This window comes from Candidatus Bathyarchaeia archaeon (assembly GCA_041447175.1).
Lineage (GTDB): Archaea > Thermoproteota > Bathyarchaeia > Bathyarchaeales > Bathycorpusculaceae > JADGNF01.
The window spans coordinates 808,375-827,612 of the sequence record CP166960.1; the positions used below are offsets into that span (position 1 = coordinate 808,375).

Genomic DNA, 19,238 nt, shown 5'->3' on the forward strand with positions numbered 1-19,238 from the left:
CTTCTTCCAAGAGTTCAAAGTCTGCGCCGTCAAGGAAGCCCGCCCAAAAGGAAGGCTGGTACCGATTGAGCGTTCAGCAAACCGCGGACAACTTGGGGGTAGACGTTAAAAACGGTCTTAGCCCATCTGAGGCGCAGTCGCGTCTGCAAAAATATGGTCCCAACGTGTTGGCTGGCAAGAAAAAAGAGTCGGGTCTTCATGCTTTTCTGCGGCAGTACCGCGACTTTATGCAGATTATTTTGGTTGCCGCCGCATTATTGAGCTTCATCTTCACCGCGAGATTAAACACCACCTTAGTTCTGCTGTTACTGACGATTGTTAACGCTGTTTTAGGGCTCAAACAGGAATCCAAAGCTCAAGCAAGCATAGCCGCTTTGGAAGCCAAGACCCTGAAGAAAGTAGTTAAAGTCCGCCGCAATGGGCAAGAAACTGAAGTTCAAGCGGAAAGTTTGGTGCCGGGGGACGTTGTTTTGATTGAGGCGGGCGACCGTGTGCCTGCAGATGGACGTTTGTTTTTTGCTGCCTCCCTTGAAATTGAAGAGGCTGCGTTAACTGGAGAAAGCCTGGCTTCACCAAAAAACATTGATCCCCTAGCTGCTTCTGAGGTGCCTTTAGGGGACCGGCATTGTATGGCTTACATGAACACGTCAGTCACGCGTGGCCGAGGCGAAATGGTTGTCACAATGACCGGCATGGGCACCGAGATGGGGCACATCGCTGACTTGCTCAACAAAACCAAAACCGCCAAAACTCCTCTGCAAAAACAGCTTGACAAGCTTACGCTTGTTATTGCTGGACTAGCGGGAATCACTTTTGTCATAATGGTTATTCTTGGGTTAAGCAAGGGGCAGGAATTTCAAGCTCTTTTCATTGCAGGCGTGACCTTGGCAATTGCCGCCATCCCCACTGGCATGCCCACGGTGGTGACTACCCTGTACTCAATGGGTACCCAAATACTGGCAGCACATAATGCTATCGTTAAGCGTCTTCCCTCGGTTGAGACGTTGGGTTCGGTTTCTGCAATATGCTCCGACAAAACGGGAACATTAACCCTTAACAAAATGACAGCAAGGGAATTCACCATCCCCGGCAGGAACCATTACCGCGTAACTGGGGAAGGCTACAGCAGTCAGGGACAATTATTGCACGACGGCGGAGCCAAAATTGACCTTGATGAGATACTGCTTCCGATGGCGCTATGCTCAGATGCCTCCTTGGAGGGCGATAACTTGATTGGAGACCCCACGGAGGGCGCGTTAATTGTTTTAGCCGAAAAAGGCGGCATCAATATTGAGGGCTCCCGGAAAACTTTTCCCCGCATAGCTGAAGTGCCCTTTGATTCAGAATACAAGTTCATGGCAACCTTCCACAACATGACCGATAACCAAGGCAAACCCGTTGTGCGGGCGTTTGTTAAAGGGGCGCCAGACGTTCTGATTGCCCGTGGCAGCTTCTTCTGGACGCCGGGCGACGAAGTTTTTCCAATCACCGACCAAAACCGTCCGATAGCCCTCGCGGAGAATGAGCGTATGGCAAAAGCCGGCGAACGAGTAATGGTGGTGGCGCGAAAGGATTTTGACCCGCAAACGTTTAACCGCCAAGGTAACCTGATGGAGCTAATTAGTGGTTTGACCCTTTTAGCCATGGTTGGCATTGTCGATCCTCCGCGGCGGGAAGCTAAAGATGCAATTGCTAAATGTCACAGCGCGGGCATTCAAGTGCGCATGATAACTGGAGACCATGTGACTACGGCAGCAGCCATAGGTGACGAGTTGGGGATTGACGGCGAAGCCCTTACGGGTACCCAGTTTTCTGCCAAGACCGATGCTGAGCTTGATAAGGAACTGGACAAAATTGCTGTGATTGCACGTGTTGCTCCTGAAGATAAGCTGCGGCTGGTTTCTTTACTTCAAAAACAAAACAACATCGTCGCGATGACTGGCGACGGGGTGAACGATGCACCTGCGCTTAAGAAAGCCGACATCGGAATAGCTATGGGTATTACAGGTACGGATGTGTCTAAAGATGCGGCAGTGATGATTCTTACTGATGACAACTTTGCTACAATTGTGAACGCAGTGGAGTACGGACGGAGCATCTATAACAACTTGGTTAAGTACATTCGGTTCCAGATGAGTACCTTGGTGGCGTTTATTGTTACTTTTCTTGGGGCAGCGTTTTTCTCCATACTGGGCGGAACACCTTTTGGCGCGATTAGTGTTTTGTGGATAAATTTCCTTATTCAAGCTCCAATCGCGATAGCTTTAGGCTTTGATGAACCCTCCTCCAATTTGATGAAGCTCAAACCCCGTCCGCCTACGCAGCCCGTGCTCTCACGCAATCAGTGGCTACGTATCGTCTTCTTAGGCGTTATCATTGCCAGTTTTACGTTGTTTGTGGAAGCCTATTACAGTGAAATAGGCTCAAGTCACGCCATAACAATGGGGTTCGTGGTTTTTGCCCTGCTCAGCTTTGCTCTTGGAATCACTTCAAGAAGCGAAAAAGGAACCATATTCAGCAAAGACCTTTTGCCGGGCTGGCGGCAACTGGGGCTTTATGGGCTGTCTTTGCTGTTTATTTTCTCGGGGACGTTTTTACTACGTGTAGTTGACAACACAACACCGTTGACGGGTACGCAGTGGCTGATTTGCTTTGGCTTCACTGGGCTTTTGATTCTTATTGAAGAAGTGAGTAAGTTTTTCATGCGCAGATACAACTCAAAAGGAGCATAAACGCTATGGAAAGGTATGAACGAACAAAGCGGTTCATGGACTTAACCAAGGTTAAGCCCGGCAAAAAAGTCTGCTTAAAAGAGTTAGAAACGGGGTGGGCACAAACCGAGGAAATGAAAATCATAGGAAAAAGCGAGCTGAAAGAAAGAGCCAATAAACTGTTAGAGCAAAACCGTGCAGATCTCGCAGAGGCGCAGGAACTTCTCTACGCGGACGATACGTATGCAATTTTGATAGTTCTTCAGGGCATGGACGCTGCAGGGAAAGATGGCACAATAAAGCATGTTATGTCGGGTGTTAATCCTCAAGGATGCCGCGTTACCAGCTTTAAGCAGCCTTCCGCCACGGAACTGGACCACGATTTCATGTGGCGCCAAGTCGTGGCGTTACCAGAAAAAGGCATGATTGGCATATTTAACCGGTCCTACTACGAAGAAGTTCTAGTGGTTAAGGTGCACCAGAATCTTTTGGATAACCAAAAACTTCCCTCCAGGAACTATGGGCAAGAGTTTTGGGCGGCACGATACGAAGACATCTCCAATTATGAATGTTACCTTGTACGTAATGGCACCTTAATTCTGAAGTTTTTCCTCAATATTTCTAAGGATGAACAGAAGAAACGGTTTTTGGAACGGTTAAATAACTCGGCAAAGCACTGGAAGTTTTCTGCCTCCGACCTCAAAGAACGCGACTACTGGGATGAATACACAAAAGCCTACGAGGACATGTTGAGTAACACCAGTACCAAATGGGCGCCTTGGTTCATAATTCCGGCGGATTACAAATGGGTAGCCCGTACTCTAGTCGGGGACATTATCACGAGTAGTATTTACTCGCTTAACCTCAAATACCCCGAGGTTGATGAACAGAAGCGCAAGGCAATTGAAGCCGCCAAAAAACAGCTTGAAAACGAATAACCCTACTCTTCCCAGTGCAGTTGTAGCTGCTAAGTCAGATAGCCCTATTTGAGCCTTCAAGCCAACTTACCCAAACTTCACTTCTCTTTGTCGTGTAGCTTACTGTTTGCATCTTGGGCGGTGTTGGTTTTGTAAGAAGAAGCGGGCAAGTGGCGCTTTGTCTTCGAATTACAGAAATGCTTTAAATCTTGCGTGCTCGTAAACCCAACCATCAAATCTCAGTTCATGGTGCCTACGATGTCAAAAAGTTTCCCAGCGGAACATTATGCTTTGCCCTTCTTCAAACAGGAGGGGTTTATCCGCAAAAAGTGCCCTCGATGTGGCGACTTCTTCTGGACCCAAAACCCAGACATGGAAACCTGCGGCGAAGCCAGCAGCGATGAATGTGGCTGCTACACCTTCATAGGTAACCCCGCTGCAAGCAAACCATTCTCCTTGCATGAAATGCGTGAAGCCTTCCTGAGCTTCTTTGAGCGGAACGGTCACACCCGCATCAAACCCTACCCTGTGGTCGCGCGTTGGCGAAGCGACATCTACCTCACCCACGCCAGCATCATTGACTTTCAACCCTACGTTACTGAGGGCATCTCGCCGCCGCCAGCAAATCCGCTCGTGATTTCGCAACCCAGCATCCGCCTCACCGACATCCCCAACACAGGGCCAACCTTCGGCAGGCACTTGACCATTTTTGAAATGGGCGGCGCACACGCCTTCAATTACCCCGACAAGGAGGTTTACTGGAAGGACCAAACAGCGCGTTTGCATCAGCAGTTTGCCACTGAGGTTTTGGGCATCAAATCTGACGAAGTCATCTACAAGGAAGGTGTCTGGGTTGGCGGAGGAAACGCTGGCCCCGATGTGGAATGCATCGTGCGCGGCTTGGAAGTGGGCACGCTGGTGTTCATGCAGTACAAGGTTGTAGGCGACGAGTTTGTGGAGTTGCCCATACGCACCGTAGACACTGGTTACGGTATTGACCGCTTCACGTGGATAAGCCAAGGTACTCCAAGCCTGTTTCAAGCCATCTACGGCGACATGCTAGAGAAGGTTTACTCGCTGGCAGGAATCACTAATGTTGACAACGAGTTTCTCGCAAAAGTCGGCAAATACTCCGGCTTGGTGAATGTAGACAAAACCGCAAACCGCATGGTACTACGCAAACGCGTATCCCAGCTAACAGGCATTGACCTGCAAACGCTGGAAAAACAACTTATCCCAATCGAGAACGCCTGGGCACTAACCGACCACACCAAAACCCTCTGCTTCATGCTCAGCGAAGGCGTAGTTCCCAGTAACATTCAGGAAGGCTACCTTGCGCGACTGCTGTTCCGCAGAGCATACCGTCTTGCACTCGGCTTGAACATGGACATTGACCGCTTGTTTGACGTGGTGGATTTGCAGGTGGCGCTGTGGGGCAAGGACTTCCCACAGATAAAAACCATGCACGGCGAAATCATCGAGATGCTCAAAATGGAGAAGGAAAAGTTCGAAGACACCCTCAAACGCGGCGAAGGCATGGTCAAACGCATCGCAGCCGACCTTAAAGCGAAAAACGCTTGCCAAATCTCCAACGAAACACTTTCGGAGCTGTATGATTCACATGGGCTGCCCCCTGAAATTGTGAAACAAGCTGCGGAAGCTGAAGGTGTCGCGGTTGAGGTTCCCGAGAACTTTTACTCTTTGGTGGCTGGTCGTCACATGCAGGCAAACAAGGCAACGGAGGAGGAGCCTGCGGCGGAGCATGCGTTGGAGGTTGCGGTTCAGGGGCTTACGCCAACAGAGTTGATGTTTTATCCTGAGCCTTACATGCGGGAATGGAACGCCAAAGTCCTCAAAGTCGTCAACGAACAGTACGTTGTGCTGGACAGGACCTGCTTTTACCCTGAAGGCGGCGGGCAACCCGCTGACCATGGCTACTTCGCTTATGGCGGTGGCGTGCAGGCGGAAGTTGTGGATGTGCAGAAGGTCGGCAGAGTTGTCTTGCACAAAGTCAAAACCGAAAACCCCCTACCCACCGAAGGCTCCAATGTGCACGGGATACTGGATTGGGAGAAACGCTACTCTCTCATGAAGGCACACACGGGCACGCACCTAATTAACGGGGCTGCACGGCGCGTTCTTGGGGAGCATGTTTGGCAAAGTGGCACCCAAAAAGGCGTCGAAAGCACAAGGTTAGACATTTCCCATTATTGCAGGTTAACCCAAGAGCAAGTGCACCGAATCGAGCAACTCGCCAACGAGGCAGTGCTGGCAAACATGCCCGTGGAAACCACCTGGTACCCGCGTAACGAAGCCGAAGCACGCTACGGATTCCGCCTCTACCAAGGCGGCGCAGTTCCAGGCAAAGACATCCGCGTGGTGAAAACGGGCAACTGGGACGTGGAAGCCTGCGCGGGCACGCACCTGAAAAGCACAGGCGAAATCGGCTACGTCAAAATCCTCAGCACCGAGCGGGTGCAGGATGGTGTGGAGCGGCTGGTTTACGCGGTTGGCATGGCTGCAGTAAAAGCAGTTCAGAGGCAGGAAACCCTGTTGCAGAAGGTTGCCGAGACACTAAACGCGCCTATCGAGAAGGCGGATAAAACTGCTGAGCGCATGGTTCGTGAGTTGAAAGAAGCTAATTCGGATAAGAAGAAGCTGCTTAAAGAGCTTGCAGCCAAAGAAAGCGGCGCGTTGGCGGAATCTCAAGCTGAAGCCGAAGACGTTTCAGGAGTGAAACTGGTCAAACGGGACTTTGGCGCCGACGCGGACGTAAACCGCATGGTGCAGACCGCCAACGAAATCATCAAACGCAACCAAGCAACCGCTATCCTGTTCTACGGTGCAGACCAGAAAACCGCAAAACTTCTTGTAATGGCAGGCGACGAAGCCGTGGCAAAGGGCGTGAACGCCGGCGATGTGGTTAAGCTGTCTGCTCCTGTTTTCGGAGGTGGCGGTGGTGGGCGACCGAATTTTGCGCAGGGTGGCGGAACCAAACCTGACAAACTTGCGGATGCGGTTAAAACTGCTGAAGAAGCCGTCAAAAAGCAGCTTCAGTCATAACCCTTTTTTGCCTTAAGCAGCTCTCCTCTTCGTGTTTTGGCGGGGGTTGTTTGAGGTTGCTTTTTCAATTTAGAACTTGAAAAGTCTTCCTGTTGCGTCTTAAAACGATTAAATATGGTGTCAGATGGTATGAAAAGGCATTTTTTGGCGTTGGTTGTTGCTCTGGTTGGAGTTTTTTGTTGGGGCGACAAGTAGACGCTGTTTTGGAAGTGAAGATTTTCCCTGATTTGTCCTGAGTAGATTGGTTTCTTTGTTTGCTAGAACGCCAAAAATCCGTGATTTCATAAAAAATCTACCAGAAAAAGAAAATGGGTTTGTCGCGCGTAGCGTATTCCTTTTTGGGTTAGTGTTGTGATCTACTTTTTCACTTTTTTCTTAAACGCCGCTTCTTTCTTTGTCTCTGAGTCTTCCGCTATTGGATTACTGTCATTACAGTATCCTTCGAAACACTTGGTTGCTTTCTTGAAATCAAATCCCAACCGTTGCAGTTGTTTAATCATTTTGTCATCTATGGCTTCGTTGTCAATCAAACACCTAAACAGTTTACATAACCTCTGTTCATTATCCCGTTGACCGTCTGGCTTTGAGTCACCGCCAAAATATGCTGCAGCAGTCAAGGTTTGTTCACGCCAAAACTGAGACCCGTACAATGTCTCGCCCATTGTTCTAACGCGCAACTTGTAAAGCCCAGACAACGTAGTTCTCAAGCGACCTTGAAATTGACCTGGTGCATACTCCTCCAAATTAAGTTCCAGCTGACTTCCATCGGGTAATGTTACTTCTGCCCAAACCTTCGCACGCTTCTCAACTGGCACGCCATATTCTTTCAAGCTCGCAAAAACCCAAACATCCGTGTCCAGCGCAAAGTTTTTTTGTTGAACCTTGACTGCGAAGAACAGGTTTGAATAGCAATGAGCAATTAAATCGTAGGGCAAGTGCCCTTTACGGACTGCTTTTTTCAGAGAAGAATCTACGTCGGTAGAACGTAACTTGTTTTGGTCAAGCTTGATTATTGCCTTCCATGTGCCGTTGTGGCTGCCTTTGGGGTCACTGTGTATTGCAGGCAGTACGATTCGGTAGTAACTGAAATTGTTTTTGCTTACGAATTTAACAGGTGAGGACCCGCCGACCATTGAAGGGGTAACGAGTTTTCCGTTGGGTGTTTCAAGCTGGAAATCAATAATTGGAGCAACAGGGGACAGCAGGAAAACATCTATACCGTTATCGGATTCAATTACGTTGAAGGGTATACGATGTTCTACGCCAGGGTCAAGATTTCCATGGGGATCCAAGATTACGTTAGCGCTTGTGATGCCCGCGAGAATTTGAAGGAAGTACTTTTTAAGCAGCGCCTCCTGATCCGACGTCAAAGTTCCTGTTATAAGCAAATATCCATTGTGTCCCTGCGTCAAAGCATTCAAAGCAGCAGTGCTGATGTTTTCGGGATTTCCAAGACCAATCGCAAAAGTGTTTGCTGTTATACTGGAACTTATTTGTGATAGGTAAGGTGACGTGTTTTCTTTGCCGTCCGTGAGAACTAGTTGTGCGAGAACATCAAAAGGCGTTGAGGCGCCCGCTTGGCTTGCGTCAAGAGCCTGTTTTGAGGTAACAACTCCCGCTCCAATGGAAGTTGTTCCGTTTGGGTCCAACTCGGAGCTTGCTATGTGCCCTATTGCTGTTGAGCGCCCCGCGCCGGTCATTTCTGGTCCCGCTTGTGTGACCGGCATAAGAAGGTCAGCGGCTTGATTGAAGCGGACAATTCCTATGGAGTCGTCTTCCAACATGGCATCTACGAAGAGGTTTGCGGCTTCTCTTAATTTTTCTACTTTAATTACTCCATCGCCTGCGTCTTCAATCATGCTGCCCGAACGGTCTAAGACCAGTACAACCGCTGCTTTTGGTCGAGAAACTGTATTCGCGTTTATGTTGATGACCCACGTTTGTCCCGTTTCTGCACATTGAACTGTAACGGTGCCTGAACTTGTTGCGCCTGCGGTGGTGGAGGTATAAGAAAGCCAGATTTGAGCCTTGTTGACGGGTGTGGTTTTCGGTGGAGGGACAACAATGGATGTCCCAAAAGGTGTGCCAAAGCCGCTTGTTGGACCTGAAAGGATATTTAGTGTTTTTGGGGTATAATTGACAATCTCAAAAACTATTGCTCGAAAGGTTGTAATGCCTGTTCCGCCGATGCCTTCAGGAATATCTGTGAAGGAGATGCTTGGGGTTAAAAGTGTTATGTATTCGGCTGGCTGAAAAGGCGCTAAGGTTTGTCGTATGGCCCGTTCACAGACAGCGCAGAAGGGTACGCCCAGATTCCGCATCTTACAGTTATATTGGGGGCGGAAAATTCCGCAGTGATTATAATATGCGCCTTCAAAAGTTCCAACGGTATCTGGGGCTACGGGGTTTCCTTGCGTATCGCATTTTGTGCAGTCTGCATTTGTAGTTGTAGGGGTTGGTGTCGTTGTTGCAATCAAATCATCCCATTTGTTTGTTGCATTACTGTCCTTCGTGACATTTGCTGCGGTTGGTTCCCCTCCAGAATAGTGATCATGCCCCAGTTCACCTGAATTACATCCCTGATAGTATGGATATTCATCTGCAAGTTTAAACGCGGTATGCCCCATTTCATGAATTGCGCATTCAATTCCTGAACTTGCTGTGAATTTAGCAACTGCTCCTCCAGAACCGCCACCTAATGACGTATTGACTATAACAAACACCATATGGAATTGGGGAACTTGTGCACTTGCTACTGCAAATGCAGAGGCGTTATTTATTGTCACTAATCTACGAACTGTTCCATCCCCACAGGTTGTTGCGTCGAAATATGTGTGTACACTTGCTCCTGAACCTACGCTGCCGTCGCTGCAACTTGCGGGGTCGTCAATTCCGCTATCTGTTGAGACTACGTCAACGCGGTAGACGTTTATTCCGCACCAAAGTTCATTGAATGGCGCTGTTGCGTAGATTCCGTCAATGGCGTCTCGGACGTCATTATGGTATTTGGTCATCTCTGATGCGCTATAGCCATCACCCAAAAACACTAAATTGTAGCGTAGCGACGCTGGTCCATGGTCCACAACCTTTGTTGTGCCAATTATGTATCCGTCAGATGTGGTCATGGTGTGTCCCCCTTTTGTCGTTTTTCTTTTAAAGCGAAGCTGGCGAGTTTCTTCGCAGGTTCATGTGCTCTTTTTGCGTCTAGTGGGCTACTAACAAGGTCAATCGATTCTGCCTCTGGCAAATCTGGAACAAGCAACACGAAGGTTCCTTGTGGATGTAAGATGGGTCGACGTACTATGTTTTTGTTAGCTGTGCCCAAGAAAATCTCAGTGTCGTATTGTATCGGGTTGTATTCAACGCGTGAAAAAAGGACTTTTCCTTCGCTGTCTTTAATCTCAATCCAGAATCCGCTGTGTTTTTCAGTCAGCGGCGTTGTGGTGGGGGGCGGAACAATCATGTTAACGCTGTGCCGATTAACTAAGCGTATTTTGTCTCGGTCGTATTCAAAAGTCAGGCGAAGTGCGTTATGTGAAAGTGGCTTTTTGGGTTGGGAATTTTTATCTTTCTTTTCCACTTTTCATAATTCTCCTTTAAGTGCTCATGATGCGCTAAATTGAGACATCAAAGGTTTCATATTAAAAAATTTGAAACATTTGTCTTCGGAAAATAGCGCACGAATGTAGTGTCATGCCGCATGATTTAAACCTTCTTGAGGCGGAAGTATTAATATACTCAGGCAATCAATTCAAATCCTTGAGAATCTATAAATATGTATCAGACAATATTTTGAAAGATAAACAAGGTGAAAAAGTTTTGAGAATTGGGTTTTTCGTTTGGGAGTATCCGCCAGCGCTCGTTGGCGGTTTAGGAACTTACGCAGAATACGTAACGCAAGAATACGTTGACATTGGACACGACGTTTCCGTTTTTACCCTCAACCCCGGCAACCTGAAAACCCGCGAAATCCTGCGCGGCGTCGAAGTTCACCGCCCCTTAATTGCCGACGCCAGCAACGTTTTTCCCTTCTTCGTAACTGACGACCTCAAAAAATGGGGCACCAACATCAAACTTTTCAGTGACATCTTCACCTATAACATCCTTAGCGCCACCAAATTCATCAATGGACTAATCAAGAAAGAAAAATACGACTTTGACGTCGTCTGCGTTCATGACTGGCTCAGCAGCATCGCCGGCTTGGTTGTGAAAAACGAAACAAACATCCCTGTAGTTTTTCATGCCCACAGCACGGAGTGGGGCAGAAGCAGTAGTCAAGGCTCCGAAGTGGTCAGCCACTTTGAAAGCGCCATGGCACAAAACGCCGACCGCATAATCACCGTCAGCTACGCAATGCAACGCGACCTTATTCAGCACGGGTGGCCGCAAAACAAAATCAGCATGGTCTGGAACGGCGTGGACACCAAACGTTACGACCCCCGCCTATACCCCAAAGAAGAAGTGCAAAGCATTCGAAAGCTGTACGGCATTCCTGATGACTGGAATATGGTTCTTTACGTGGGCAGATTGACCTGGGTGAAGGGCGTGCGCAACATTTTGCAAGCCATGCCAACGGTGCTTAAAGAATTCCCCAAAACTAAGCTGGTGATTCTGGGCAAGGGTGAAGAGCAACGAGACATCGTGGAAACTGCTGAACGCCTTAACATCAAAAACAACGTGGTGTACCGCTTTGACTTTGTTCCTGAAAGCGAACGCATCTTGCATTATGCGGCGGCAGACATGTGCGTTTTTCCCTCAACCTACGAACCCTTTGGTATTGTCAGCCTCGAAGCCATGTCCATGGAGAAACCCGTCGTTGTGGGTGCCCGCGGCGTGGTGGGTTTTCGCGAGCAGGTTATTACTTCAGGACCCGACCAGTGTGGCTTACACATAAATGGCGAGGACCCCGCCGACATTGCTTGGGGCATCAAAGAAACCCTGCGTAACCCCGAAAATGCCCGTGTTTGGGGTGAAAATGGGCGCAAACGGGTTTTGGAGTTTTTCACTTGGCGCAAAGTCGCTGACGAAACCCTCAAAATCTATGAGTCAATGCGTCCCTAACCTTCTTTCCAAAAACAACTTGAAAAAGAAGAAAAATTAATTTATGTTGCGAGCATGTCAGCGAGTTTGAGCAGATTAGCGTCTAGCTGTTTGGTTTTGCTGCAGGCTTCCTCAAGGGGCATGCTGCCCACTTTTCCATTTTGCAGTCCCACCGCTTGGTTGCCTTGCCCCTCACAGAGCAGGTTGACGGCTTTTTCAGCAAAAACACTTGCCAAAAGTCTGCTGCGCGCGGTTGGGCTGCCTCCTCTTTGGGCATAGCCCAGAATGCTCAGGCGGACCTCGGAGCCTGTTTGCGTCTCGATTTCGTGGGCAAGTTGACTAACTCTCCCGCAGCCTTCCGCCGCGACGACTATGCCTGCTTTTTTGCCTTTACGACTATTCTCGAGAAGGGTATCCACAACCATGGATAACTCACAGTGGCTTTCAGGAACAAGAATGACCTCAGCGCCCACCGTAATCCCAACTGTCAACGCCAAGAAGCCTCTTTCTCTGCCCATGACTTCCACGATGAAGATGCGTTCATGACTGATGGCTGTGTCTCGGATTTTGTCAATTTCGGCAACCGCCGTGTTTACCGCTGTGTCAAATCCGATGGTTTCTTCGGTTCCGTAAACATCGTTGTCTATGGTGGCGGGGATTCCTGCCATTAGCGTGTCGCAGTGTTTGCTTAAGTCAAGCGCGCCTCGAAAAGAGCCGTCGCCGCCTATAACCACTAGTCCCTCCACATGATTAAGGCTTAATGTGTGCGTTGCTTTTTGCATGCCTTCTATGGTTTTGAATTCGGGGCAACGCGCCGTGTGTAGCATGGTTCCGCCTAGCTGGACGATTCCGCCTACAGAGCGGGGCGTTAAATGTCTGAAACTGTTGGTGATTACGCCTTCCCAGCCGCGTTCAAACCCCAACACCTGTACGCCTTTTTGAGCACCAATTCGGGTGACGGCTCGGATGGCGGCGTTCATTCCGGGTGCGTCTCCACCTGTGGTTACTACGCCAATGGTTTTCATATGTGTCAACTACCTCTACTCCTAGCTGTTTAAGAACGTCACGTTATGCTTAATGGGTGTTGGAAAATAAACTTGACGCATCAAAAATCTGCAGCGGCAAGCTTTTTTGAAACCCCTACAAGTATTAATTGGTGAACCTTGTGGAGAACCAGTACATCGTTGTGCTTGTGACGGCGGCAAGTAAACAGGAAGCAGAAACCCTTGCCCAAACGCTGCTTGAAGAGAAACTGATTGCCTGCGCAAACATTGTATGGCCAGTTTCGTCTCATTTCCGTTGGGAGGGGAAGGTGGAGCAAGCGGAGGAGTTTTTGGTTTTGATGAAGTCGCGGCTGGACTTGTTTGAGGCTTTGTCGGAGAGGATTTTGGTGCTGCATAGTTATGAGGTTCCTGAGGTGCTGGCGTTGCCTATTATTGCTGGTTCGGCAGATTATTTGAGTTGGTTGGGGCAATCGTTGAAGCGGTGACAACACATTGCAAACGTACGTTTGTGTGCAGACAAGCCTTAAATAGCGCATTTGAGTATAAGTGTGAACCATAGGAGAACAACAAAATGGGGTATCGTCTTTGGCGACCAAACGCCAACCACAACAATACAAACAACCAGTAACTTAGTCAACCCTCTAAGCTTCAAAAAAATCCCCTTCAAAAAATCCCCCCTCGACATTTTCAACCAACTCTACAAACACTACCCACACGCGTACCTGCTCGAATCCATCGAAGGACCCAAAAAACTCGCACAATTCTCATTCCTCGGATTTGACCCTCAACTCACCATCCAAATAAAAAACGGAACCGCCACCACCCGCAACCCCCAAACCGGACACGAAACCAAACAAGAAACCACCAACCCACTGCAAGTCATCAAACAGGCACTCGCAGGCAGAACAACCGCCAACAAGGACTTCCGCTTCGCAGGGGGCGCCGTGGGCTACATCAGCTACGACGCCATCCGCTACTGGGAAAAACTACCTACCTCCACCGTTGACGACTTGAATTTCCCCGACGTGGAGATGGGCGTCTTTGACGACGGTATTGTCTTTGACCACAAACAGAAACGTGCCTACTACTATTACTATGGCAAAAACCGGTTGCAAGAGGTTGAAGAACTGCTTAGCCAGACCACAGAACCGCCAGAACTCAGTGTTAGCCCGCCCAACGTAAACGTCTCCAAAGACTGCTACGAGAAAGCCGTCGAAACCGCCAAACAATATGTAACCCAAGGTGACATTTTCCAAGTCGTTCTTAGCAAACGTTTCGACATGCGCTTTAAAGGTGACCTCACCGCTTTCTACCGGGCATTACGCGCCATTAACCCTTCACCTTACATGTACTTCTACAAAGCCGAAGACCGGCAAATTGTGGGTTCCAGCCCCGAAATGCTGGCGCGTGTCGAAAACCGCACCGTCGAAACCTTCCCCATCGCTGGCACCCGCCCCATCACAGCCGACGTAGCTGAAAACAGGCGACTATCACGCGAACTTTTGGCTGACCCCAAAGAATGCGCCGAACACGTGATGCTGGTGGATTTAGCCCGCAACGACGTAGGCAGGGTCTCCAAATTTGGCAGCGTTCGTGTGCCCCAATTCATGCAGGTGCAACGCTACAGTCACGTGCAGCACATTGTTTCGCGAGTGATCGGCGACCTTACAGATGAATATGACTGCTATGACGCCCTGCGCGCAGTTTTCCCCGCAGGCACTGTTTCGGGGGCACCTAAAGTTCGCGCCATGGAAATTATTGAGGAGCTTGAGCCCACGCGTCGAGGACCTTACGCGGGTGCTGTGGGTTACTTCAGTTACAACGGCAACATGGATTTTGCCATAACCATCCGAACCCTCTTTGCCGAAAAGGACCGCGCGTTTGTGCAGGCAGGCGCAGGCATCGTGGCGGACTCTGTTCCTGAGCGTGAGTGGTTTGAAACCGAACATAAAGCTGGCGCGCCCATGAAGGCACTGCAGGCATGCGAAGGAGGCAGCACCCAATGAAGGTCCTAGTTATTGACAACTATGATTCATTTGTCTACAACCTCGTACAGTACGTGGGAGAACTCGGAACCGAAGTTGTTGTTTACCGCAACGACCAAGTTACCCTCACTCAAGTGAAGGCACTCAAACCCGACCGCATAGTCATCTCCCCAGGACCAGGCAACCCCGAGGATGAGCATTACTTTGGCGTCTGCAAAGCAGTACTGCAACAAGTCAGCCCAACCGTACCCACCTTGGGCGTGTGCTTGGGGCATCAAGGCATCGTCGCAACTTTCGGCGGCAAAGTCGTCTCCGCCAAACGCCTCATGCACGGAAAAACCAGCGTCATAAAACACGACGGCAAAGGACTCTTCCGCGGCGTCGAGAACCCGTTCACAGCGACGCGGTACCACTCGCTGGCAGGGGAGCAGGACACCATCCCCGACTGCCTCGAAGTAACAGCGGTTGCAGTGGATGACGGTGAAGTCATGGGCGTTCGACACAAACAGTACCCCATCGAGGGAGTTCAGTTCCATCCTGAATCCATCCTTTGCGAAGACGGCAAACTCATAATCAAAAACTTTCTTGAGGGCAACGCGCCATGATTGTGCAAACAATACGAGCCCTCATCGAAGGCAATAACCTGAACCCGCAAGACGCGCGCTCAGCCATGGAGGAAATCATGACTGGACAAGCCACCAACGCCCAAATCGCCGCGTTTTTAACAGCGCTACGCATGAAAGGCGAAACCGTTGAGGAGTTGGTGGCGTTTGCGCAGGTTATGCGGGATAACTGCACCCGAATCTCACCCAAAGTGGGGGGTCGTCTTGTGGACACATGTGGCACAGGCGGAGACAAACTCAAAACCTTCAACGTAAGCACAGCAGCCGCGTTTGTGGCTGCAGGCGCAGGCGTTTTCGTAGCTAAACATGGGAACCGCGCGGTGACCAGTAAAAGCGGAAGCGCCGACGTGCTTGAACGCCTCGGCGTTAACTTGGCTTTGGAGCCTCAGGGTGTCAAGGCAGTCATTGAGCAGGTGGGAATTGGCTTTATGTTTGCGCCTGCGTTTCATCCCGCCATGAAGTATGCAGTGGCGCCCCGACGGGAACTGGGCATACGCACCGTCTTTAACGTGTTGGGACCGCTAACTAACCCTGCCTCGGCTGATGTGCAAGTGCTTGGTGTTTACTCCGCAGAACTTGCCGAGCCGCTGGCTCTCGCGCTCAAGGGATTGGGCTGCAGTGAAGCCATGGTAGTGCACGGCGTGGACGGCTTAGACGAGATATCCACAGTCGGCAAAACCACAATAGCCCAACTCAAAGACGGCACCGTAACCACCCGCCACGTGTCCCCCCAAGACTTAGGCTTACCGCAGGCTACGCTCTCGGATTTGCTGGGCGCAACACCACAAGAAAATGCAGAATATCTTTTCAAAATCTTGTATGGGCAACAGTTGAAGGGTGACCCGAAAACCGACATCGTGCTTGCCAACAGCGCCGCGGCGTTGGTTGTGGGCGGAAAAGCAGACGACCTGCTTGGAGGCGTCGAGGTAGCGCGTGAAGTAGTTGAAAGCGGAGCCGCCTACAATAAGCTCAAGGCGCTGGTCAAGGGGTCGGGCGGTGATTCCGCAAAACTTGAGGAGTTGGAGCAGAGGTATGCCTGACTTTCTTGATGTTCTTGCCAAAGACGCGCAAGCAATCGTGGCAGAAGGCTACTACCAGAGCCTTCCCTGTGTGGAGCAGGTCCAGGTAAGCATGCGTGAGGCGATTCTAAACGCTAAAACGGCTGTTATTACCGAAGTTAAAGGCGCCTCGCCCTCTAAAGGCACCATCCGCCAAAACTTCCAATCCGCAGCGGTCGCCCAAGCCATGATGCGGGGCGGTGCAGTGGGCATCTCGGTTTTAACTGAACCCAAACACTTCAACGGCTCCCTGGAAAACCTCAGGCTGGTCCGCGGCGCAGTGGAGTTGCCTGTGCTCATGAAAGACATCGTCGTCAATCCTATACAGTTGGAGGCAGCCGCAAAACTTGGCGCTAACGTTGTCCTGCTCATCCAAGCGGTGTTTGACCGGGGTTACTGTGGCTTCGAACTGCCCGAAATGATTGCGAAGGCACATTCGAACAACCTCGAAGTGCTCCTGGAAACCCATAATCAGCACGAATTCTGCCGCGCCGTGCAATCCAACGCAGACCTTGTGGGTGTCAACAACCGAAACCTTGGAACCCTGCAAGTTGACCTCGCTGTTACCAAGAACGTGCTGGCGAACTGCCCCCACAACGGCAAAGTCGTCGTGAGTGAGAGCGGAGTCAACACGGCAGCTGACCTGCGTTTTCTGCGCGAATGCGGCGCACAGGCATTTCTTGTTGGCTCCTCTGTGATGCAGGCTTCTGATGTTGAAGCAAAAGTCAAGGAGCTCGTGACTGCCTAACATTCAAGATAATTAAAGATGGAGGAAAACTGAATGGAAATTGAAAAACCAAAACTGAGCAGCTACCCCGTCGATGGCAAATACGGCAAGTACGGCGGACGCTTTGTTCCCGAAGTGCTCATGCAAGCCGTCAACGAATTGGAAGCTGCCTACACTCAAGCCCAATCGGACAGCAAGTTCAAGGAAGAACTCAATTATTACTTACGCGAGTATGCAGGTCGACCTACCCCGCTCTATTTCGCTCAGAATCTTACTCGTAAGGTGGGTGGCGCCAAAATCTACCTCAAACGTGAAGACCTTGCCCATGGAGGCGCCCACAAAATCAACAACACACTGGGGCAGGCACTACTTGCTAAGCGGATGGGTAAAACCCGCGTGATTGCTGAGACAGGGGCGGGGCAGCATGGGGTGGCGACGGCGATGGCTGCGGCAGTGTTAGGGTTGAAGGCGGAGATTTACATGGGCACCGAAGACATGGAACGCCAACGGCTCAACGTTTTCCGCATGCGATTGCTTGGCGCAGAAGTGCATCCTGTGGATGCGGGCAGCAAAACCATGAAGGAAGCCATAAACGAAGCTTTCCGCGACTGGGTAACCAACCTTGAAAACACCCATTACCTTATCGGCTCGGTTGTTGGTCCGCATCCGTACCCGATGATGGTGCGCGACTTCCAACGCGTCATAGGCGAAGAACTCAAAGCTGAGTTCCAGAAAAAAGTGGGGCACCTTCCCGACGCCTTGGTTGCATGCGTGGGTGGTGGAAGCAACGCAGCGGGCACGTTCTTCCCCTTCGAAGACAACCCTGAAGTGAAGCTTTTCGGGGTAGAGGCCGCGGGTCAAGGCATCGAGACAGGTAAACATGCCGCCTCCCTGGGCGCAGGCTCTGAAGGCGTCTTTCACGGCATGCTAACTTATGTCCTTCAGGACGACGAGGGACAAATCCAGATAACCCACAGCGTCTCTGCAGGTTTAGATTATCCCGGTGTGGGTCCTGAACACTCGTTTTTGAACATGCTGCGGCGGGCAGAATATGTTTCGGTCACTGACAAAGAAGCAGTTGAAGCATTCCTCGCGCTGTCCCAGACTGAGGGCATCATACCCGCGTTGGAGTCCTCACATGCTTTAGCATACACCATGAAGCTGGCGGCGCAAATGAAGTCGACGCAAACCGTTGTGGTGACACTGTCGGGACGCGGCGACAAAGACGTGGAATCAGTCGCGAAATTTATGGGGGCAAAAATATGAGCCGCATAACCCAAGTTTTCGAAAAACTCAAGGCACAAAAAGAGGGCGCATTAATCGGCTACGTGATGGGCGGTGACCCCCAACCTGAAAAGACCATGCAGATAGCTGACGCCCTAATCAAAGGCGGCGTAGACCTCTTGGAGCTGGGTATCCCCTTCTCAGACCCCATCGCCGACGGACCCACCATTCAAGCAGCCAGCACACGCGCCTTAAACGCACAGACCACCCCCACAAAAGTGCTTGAAATCGTCAAAGCCATAAAACAAAAGCACCCCCTACCTGTTGTTGCCATGACATACTTTAACCCCGTCTTCAAAATGGGTCTACAGAAGTTCTTTGAAGCCGCAAAAACAAATCAAGTTGACGGCGTGATAATTCCTGATTTGCCTGTGGAGGAATCCGCGGAACTGCAGCAGGCTGCATCTGCGGTGGGGGTGGACAAGATTTTCCTTGCCGCGCCCTCTACAACCAATCAGCGGCTCCCCAAAATCGTTCAAGCCTCCTCAGGGTTTCTGTATTTGGTTTCGCATTTTGGCGTGACTGGTACCAAAAGCTCGGTTGCGGACTCAACCATAAGCCTTGTCAAGCGGGTTTTGCCTTTCACGGCGGGGCGGATTCCGTTGGCTGTCGGGTTTGGGGTTTCCAAGCCTGAGCATGTCCAAGCAATCCTTGAAGCAGGCGCTGACGGGGTCATCGTGGGCAGCGTGTTTGTCAACCTCATCAGCGAAAATCAGGGTAACCCTGAAAAGATGTATGCAGCGCTTGAAGAAACCGCCCGAAACCTCAAACAAGCCACCCACAAATAGCTTTCTCCTTTTTTTCCATGTGGTTTTTTCAAAAATTC

Annotated in this window: 14 protein-coding genes; 11 read left to right on the plus strand and 3 right to left on the minus strand. The window is 50.3% G+C overall.

What is annotated here, in order from left to right; genetic code table 11:
• The first annotated feature begins 65 nt into the window (after positions 1 to 65).
• From ACBZ72_04275 to alaS, 3 genes are all read left to right on the plus strand, one after another.
• The gene (locus ACBZ72_04275; GenBank protein ID XES78095.1) at positions 66 to 2,732 is read left to right on the plus strand and encodes a cation-translocating P-type ATPase; all 2,667 of its coding nucleotides are present in this window, start codon (positions 66 to 68) and stop codon (positions 2,730 to 2,732) included.
• 5 nt (positions 2,733 to 2,737) lie between these two features.
• A complete protein-coding gene (locus ACBZ72_04280; protein XES78096.1) occupies positions 2,738 to 3,649 on the plus strand; it encodes a polyphosphate kinase 2 family protein in 912 nt (303 codons plus the stop codon).
• A gap of 237 nt (positions 3,650 to 3,886) precedes the next feature.
• On the plus strand, positions 3,887 to 6,691 hold the full coding sequence (gene alaS / locus ACBZ72_04285; protein ID XES78097.1) for an alanine--tRNA ligase: 2,805 nt from the start codon (positions 3,887 to 3,889) through the stop codon (positions 6,689 to 6,691).
• A gap of 356 nt (positions 6,692 to 7,047) precedes the next feature.
• Here the strand turns inward: alaS and ACBZ72_04290 are convergent, their stop codons facing one another.
• Together ACBZ72_04290 and ACBZ72_04295 are read right to left on the minus strand one after the other, a co-directional pair.
• Positions 7,048 to 9,816 carry a M64 family metallopeptidase gene (locus tag ACBZ72_04290; protein ID XES78098.1) on the minus strand — a complete coding sequence of 923 codons (2,769 nt, stop codon included), beginning with the start codon at positions 9,814 to 9,816 and terminating at the stop codon, positions 7,048 to 7,050.
• On the minus strand, positions 9,813 to 10,271 hold the full coding sequence (locus ACBZ72_04295; GenBank protein XES78099.1) for a hypothetical protein: 459 nt from the start codon (positions 10,269 to 10,271) through the stop codon (positions 9,813 to 9,815). The genes ACBZ72_04290 and ACBZ72_04295 overlap by 4 nt, the downstream gene beginning before the upstream one ends.
• Positions 10,272 to 10,510: 239 nt before the next feature.
• Between ACBZ72_04295 and ACBZ72_04300 the strand changes: the two genes are divergently transcribed.
• Complete coding sequence (locus ACBZ72_04300) at positions 10,511 to 11,752, plus strand: glycosyltransferase family 4 protein (protein ID XES78100.1); 1,242 nt, start codon at positions 10,511 to 10,513, stop codon at positions 11,750 to 11,752.
• 41 nt (positions 11,753 to 11,793) lie between these two features.
• Here ACBZ72_04300 and ACBZ72_04305 read toward each other — a convergent pair whose 3' ends face one another.
• On the minus strand, positions 11,794 to 12,756 hold the full coding sequence (locus ACBZ72_04305; GenBank protein ID XES78651.1) for an ATP-dependent 6-phosphofructokinase: 963 nt from the start codon (positions 12,754 to 12,756) through the stop codon (positions 11,794 to 11,796).
• A gap of 140 nt (positions 12,757 to 12,896) precedes the next feature.
• On the opposite strand from ACBZ72_04305, the gene cutA reads away from it, so the two are divergent.
• From cutA to trpA, 7 genes are all read left to right on the plus strand, one after another.
• Positions 12,897 to 13,220 carry a divalent-cation tolerance protein CutA gene (gene cutA / locus ACBZ72_04310; GenBank protein ID XES78101.1) on the plus strand — a complete coding sequence of 108 codons (324 nt, stop codon included), beginning with the start codon at positions 12,897 to 12,899 and terminating at the stop codon, positions 13,218 to 13,220.
• Between the two features lie 63 nt (positions 13,221 to 13,283).
• Positions 13,284 to 14,741, plus strand: coding sequence for an anthranilate synthase component I (gene trpE / locus ACBZ72_04315; GenBank protein ID XES78102.1), 1,458 nt, complete (start codon positions 13,284 to 13,286; stop codon positions 14,739 to 14,741).
• Positions 14,738 to 15,325, plus strand: a complete 588-nt coding sequence (locus ACBZ72_04320; protein ID XES78103.1) for an aminodeoxychorismate/anthranilate synthase component II — start codon at positions 14,738 to 14,740, stop codon at positions 15,323 to 15,325. The genes trpE and ACBZ72_04320 overlap by 4 nt, the downstream gene beginning before the upstream one ends.
• The gene (trpD, locus tag ACBZ72_04325) at positions 15,322 to 16,383 is read left to right on the plus strand and encodes an anthranilate phosphoribosyltransferase (protein XES78104.1); all 1,062 of its coding nucleotides are present in this window, start codon (positions 15,322 to 15,324) and stop codon (positions 16,381 to 16,383) included. The genes ACBZ72_04320 and trpD overlap by 4 nt, the downstream gene beginning before the upstream one ends.
• Positions 16,376 to 17,149 carry an indole-3-glycerol-phosphate synthase gene (locus ACBZ72_04330; protein ID XES78105.1) on the plus strand — a complete coding sequence of 258 codons (774 nt, stop codon included), beginning with the start codon at positions 16,376 to 16,378 and terminating at the stop codon, positions 17,147 to 17,149. The genes trpD and ACBZ72_04330 overlap by 8 nt, the downstream gene beginning before the upstream one ends.
• A gap of 33 nt (positions 17,150 to 17,182) precedes the next feature.
• Positions 17,183 to 18,394, plus strand: a complete 1,212-nt coding sequence (gene trpB, locus ACBZ72_04335; GenBank protein ID XES78106.1) for a tryptophan synthase subunit beta — start codon at positions 17,183 to 17,185, stop codon at positions 18,392 to 18,394.
• Positions 18,391 to 19,200 (plus strand): tryptophan synthase subunit alpha, encoded by an 810-nt coding sequence (gene trpA, locus ACBZ72_04340; GenBank protein XES78107.1) that lies wholly within the window; start codon positions 18,391 to 18,393, stop codon positions 19,198 to 19,200. The genes trpB and trpA overlap by 4 nt, the downstream gene beginning before the upstream one ends.
• Positions 19,201 to 19,238 lie beyond the last annotated feature (38 nt).

What these genes read in the sequence shown, in the direction of transcription:
- ACBZ72_04280 (XES78096.1), top strand. Translation starts at nt 2,738, where the DNA reads ATGGAAAGGTATGAACGAACAAAGCGGTTCATGGACTTAACCAAGGTT.
- alaS (XES78097.1), top strand. Translation starts at nt 3,887, where the DNA reads ATGTCAAAAAGTTTCCCAGCGGAACATTATGCTTTGCCCTTCTTCAAA.
- ACBZ72_04290 (XES78098.1), bottom strand. Translation starts at nt 9,816, where the DNA reads ATGACCACATCTGACGGATACATAATTGGCACAACAAAGGTTGTGGAC.
- ACBZ72_04305 (XES78651.1), bottom strand. Translation starts at nt 12,756, where the DNA reads ATGAAAACCATTGGCGTAGTAACCACAGGTGGAGACGCACCCGGAATG.
- ACBZ72_04320 (XES78103.1), top strand. Translation starts at nt 14,738, where the DNA reads ATGAAGGTCCTAGTTATTGACAACTATGATTCATTTGTCTACAACCTC.
- trpD (XES78104.1), top strand. Translation starts at nt 15,322, where the DNA reads ATGATTGTGCAAACAATACGAGCCCTCATCGAAGGCAATAACCTGAAC.
- ACBZ72_04330 (XES78105.1), top strand. Translation starts at nt 16,376, where the DNA reads ATGCCTGACTTTCTTGATGTTCTTGCCAAAGACGCGCAAGCAATCGTG.
- trpB (XES78106.1), top strand. Translation starts at nt 17,183, where the DNA reads ATGGAAATTGAAAAACCAAAACTGAGCAGCTACCCCGTCGATGGCAAA.
- trpA (XES78107.1), top strand. Translation starts at nt 18,391, where the DNA reads ATGAGCCGCATAACCCAAGTTTTCGAAAAACTCAAGGCACAAAAAGAG.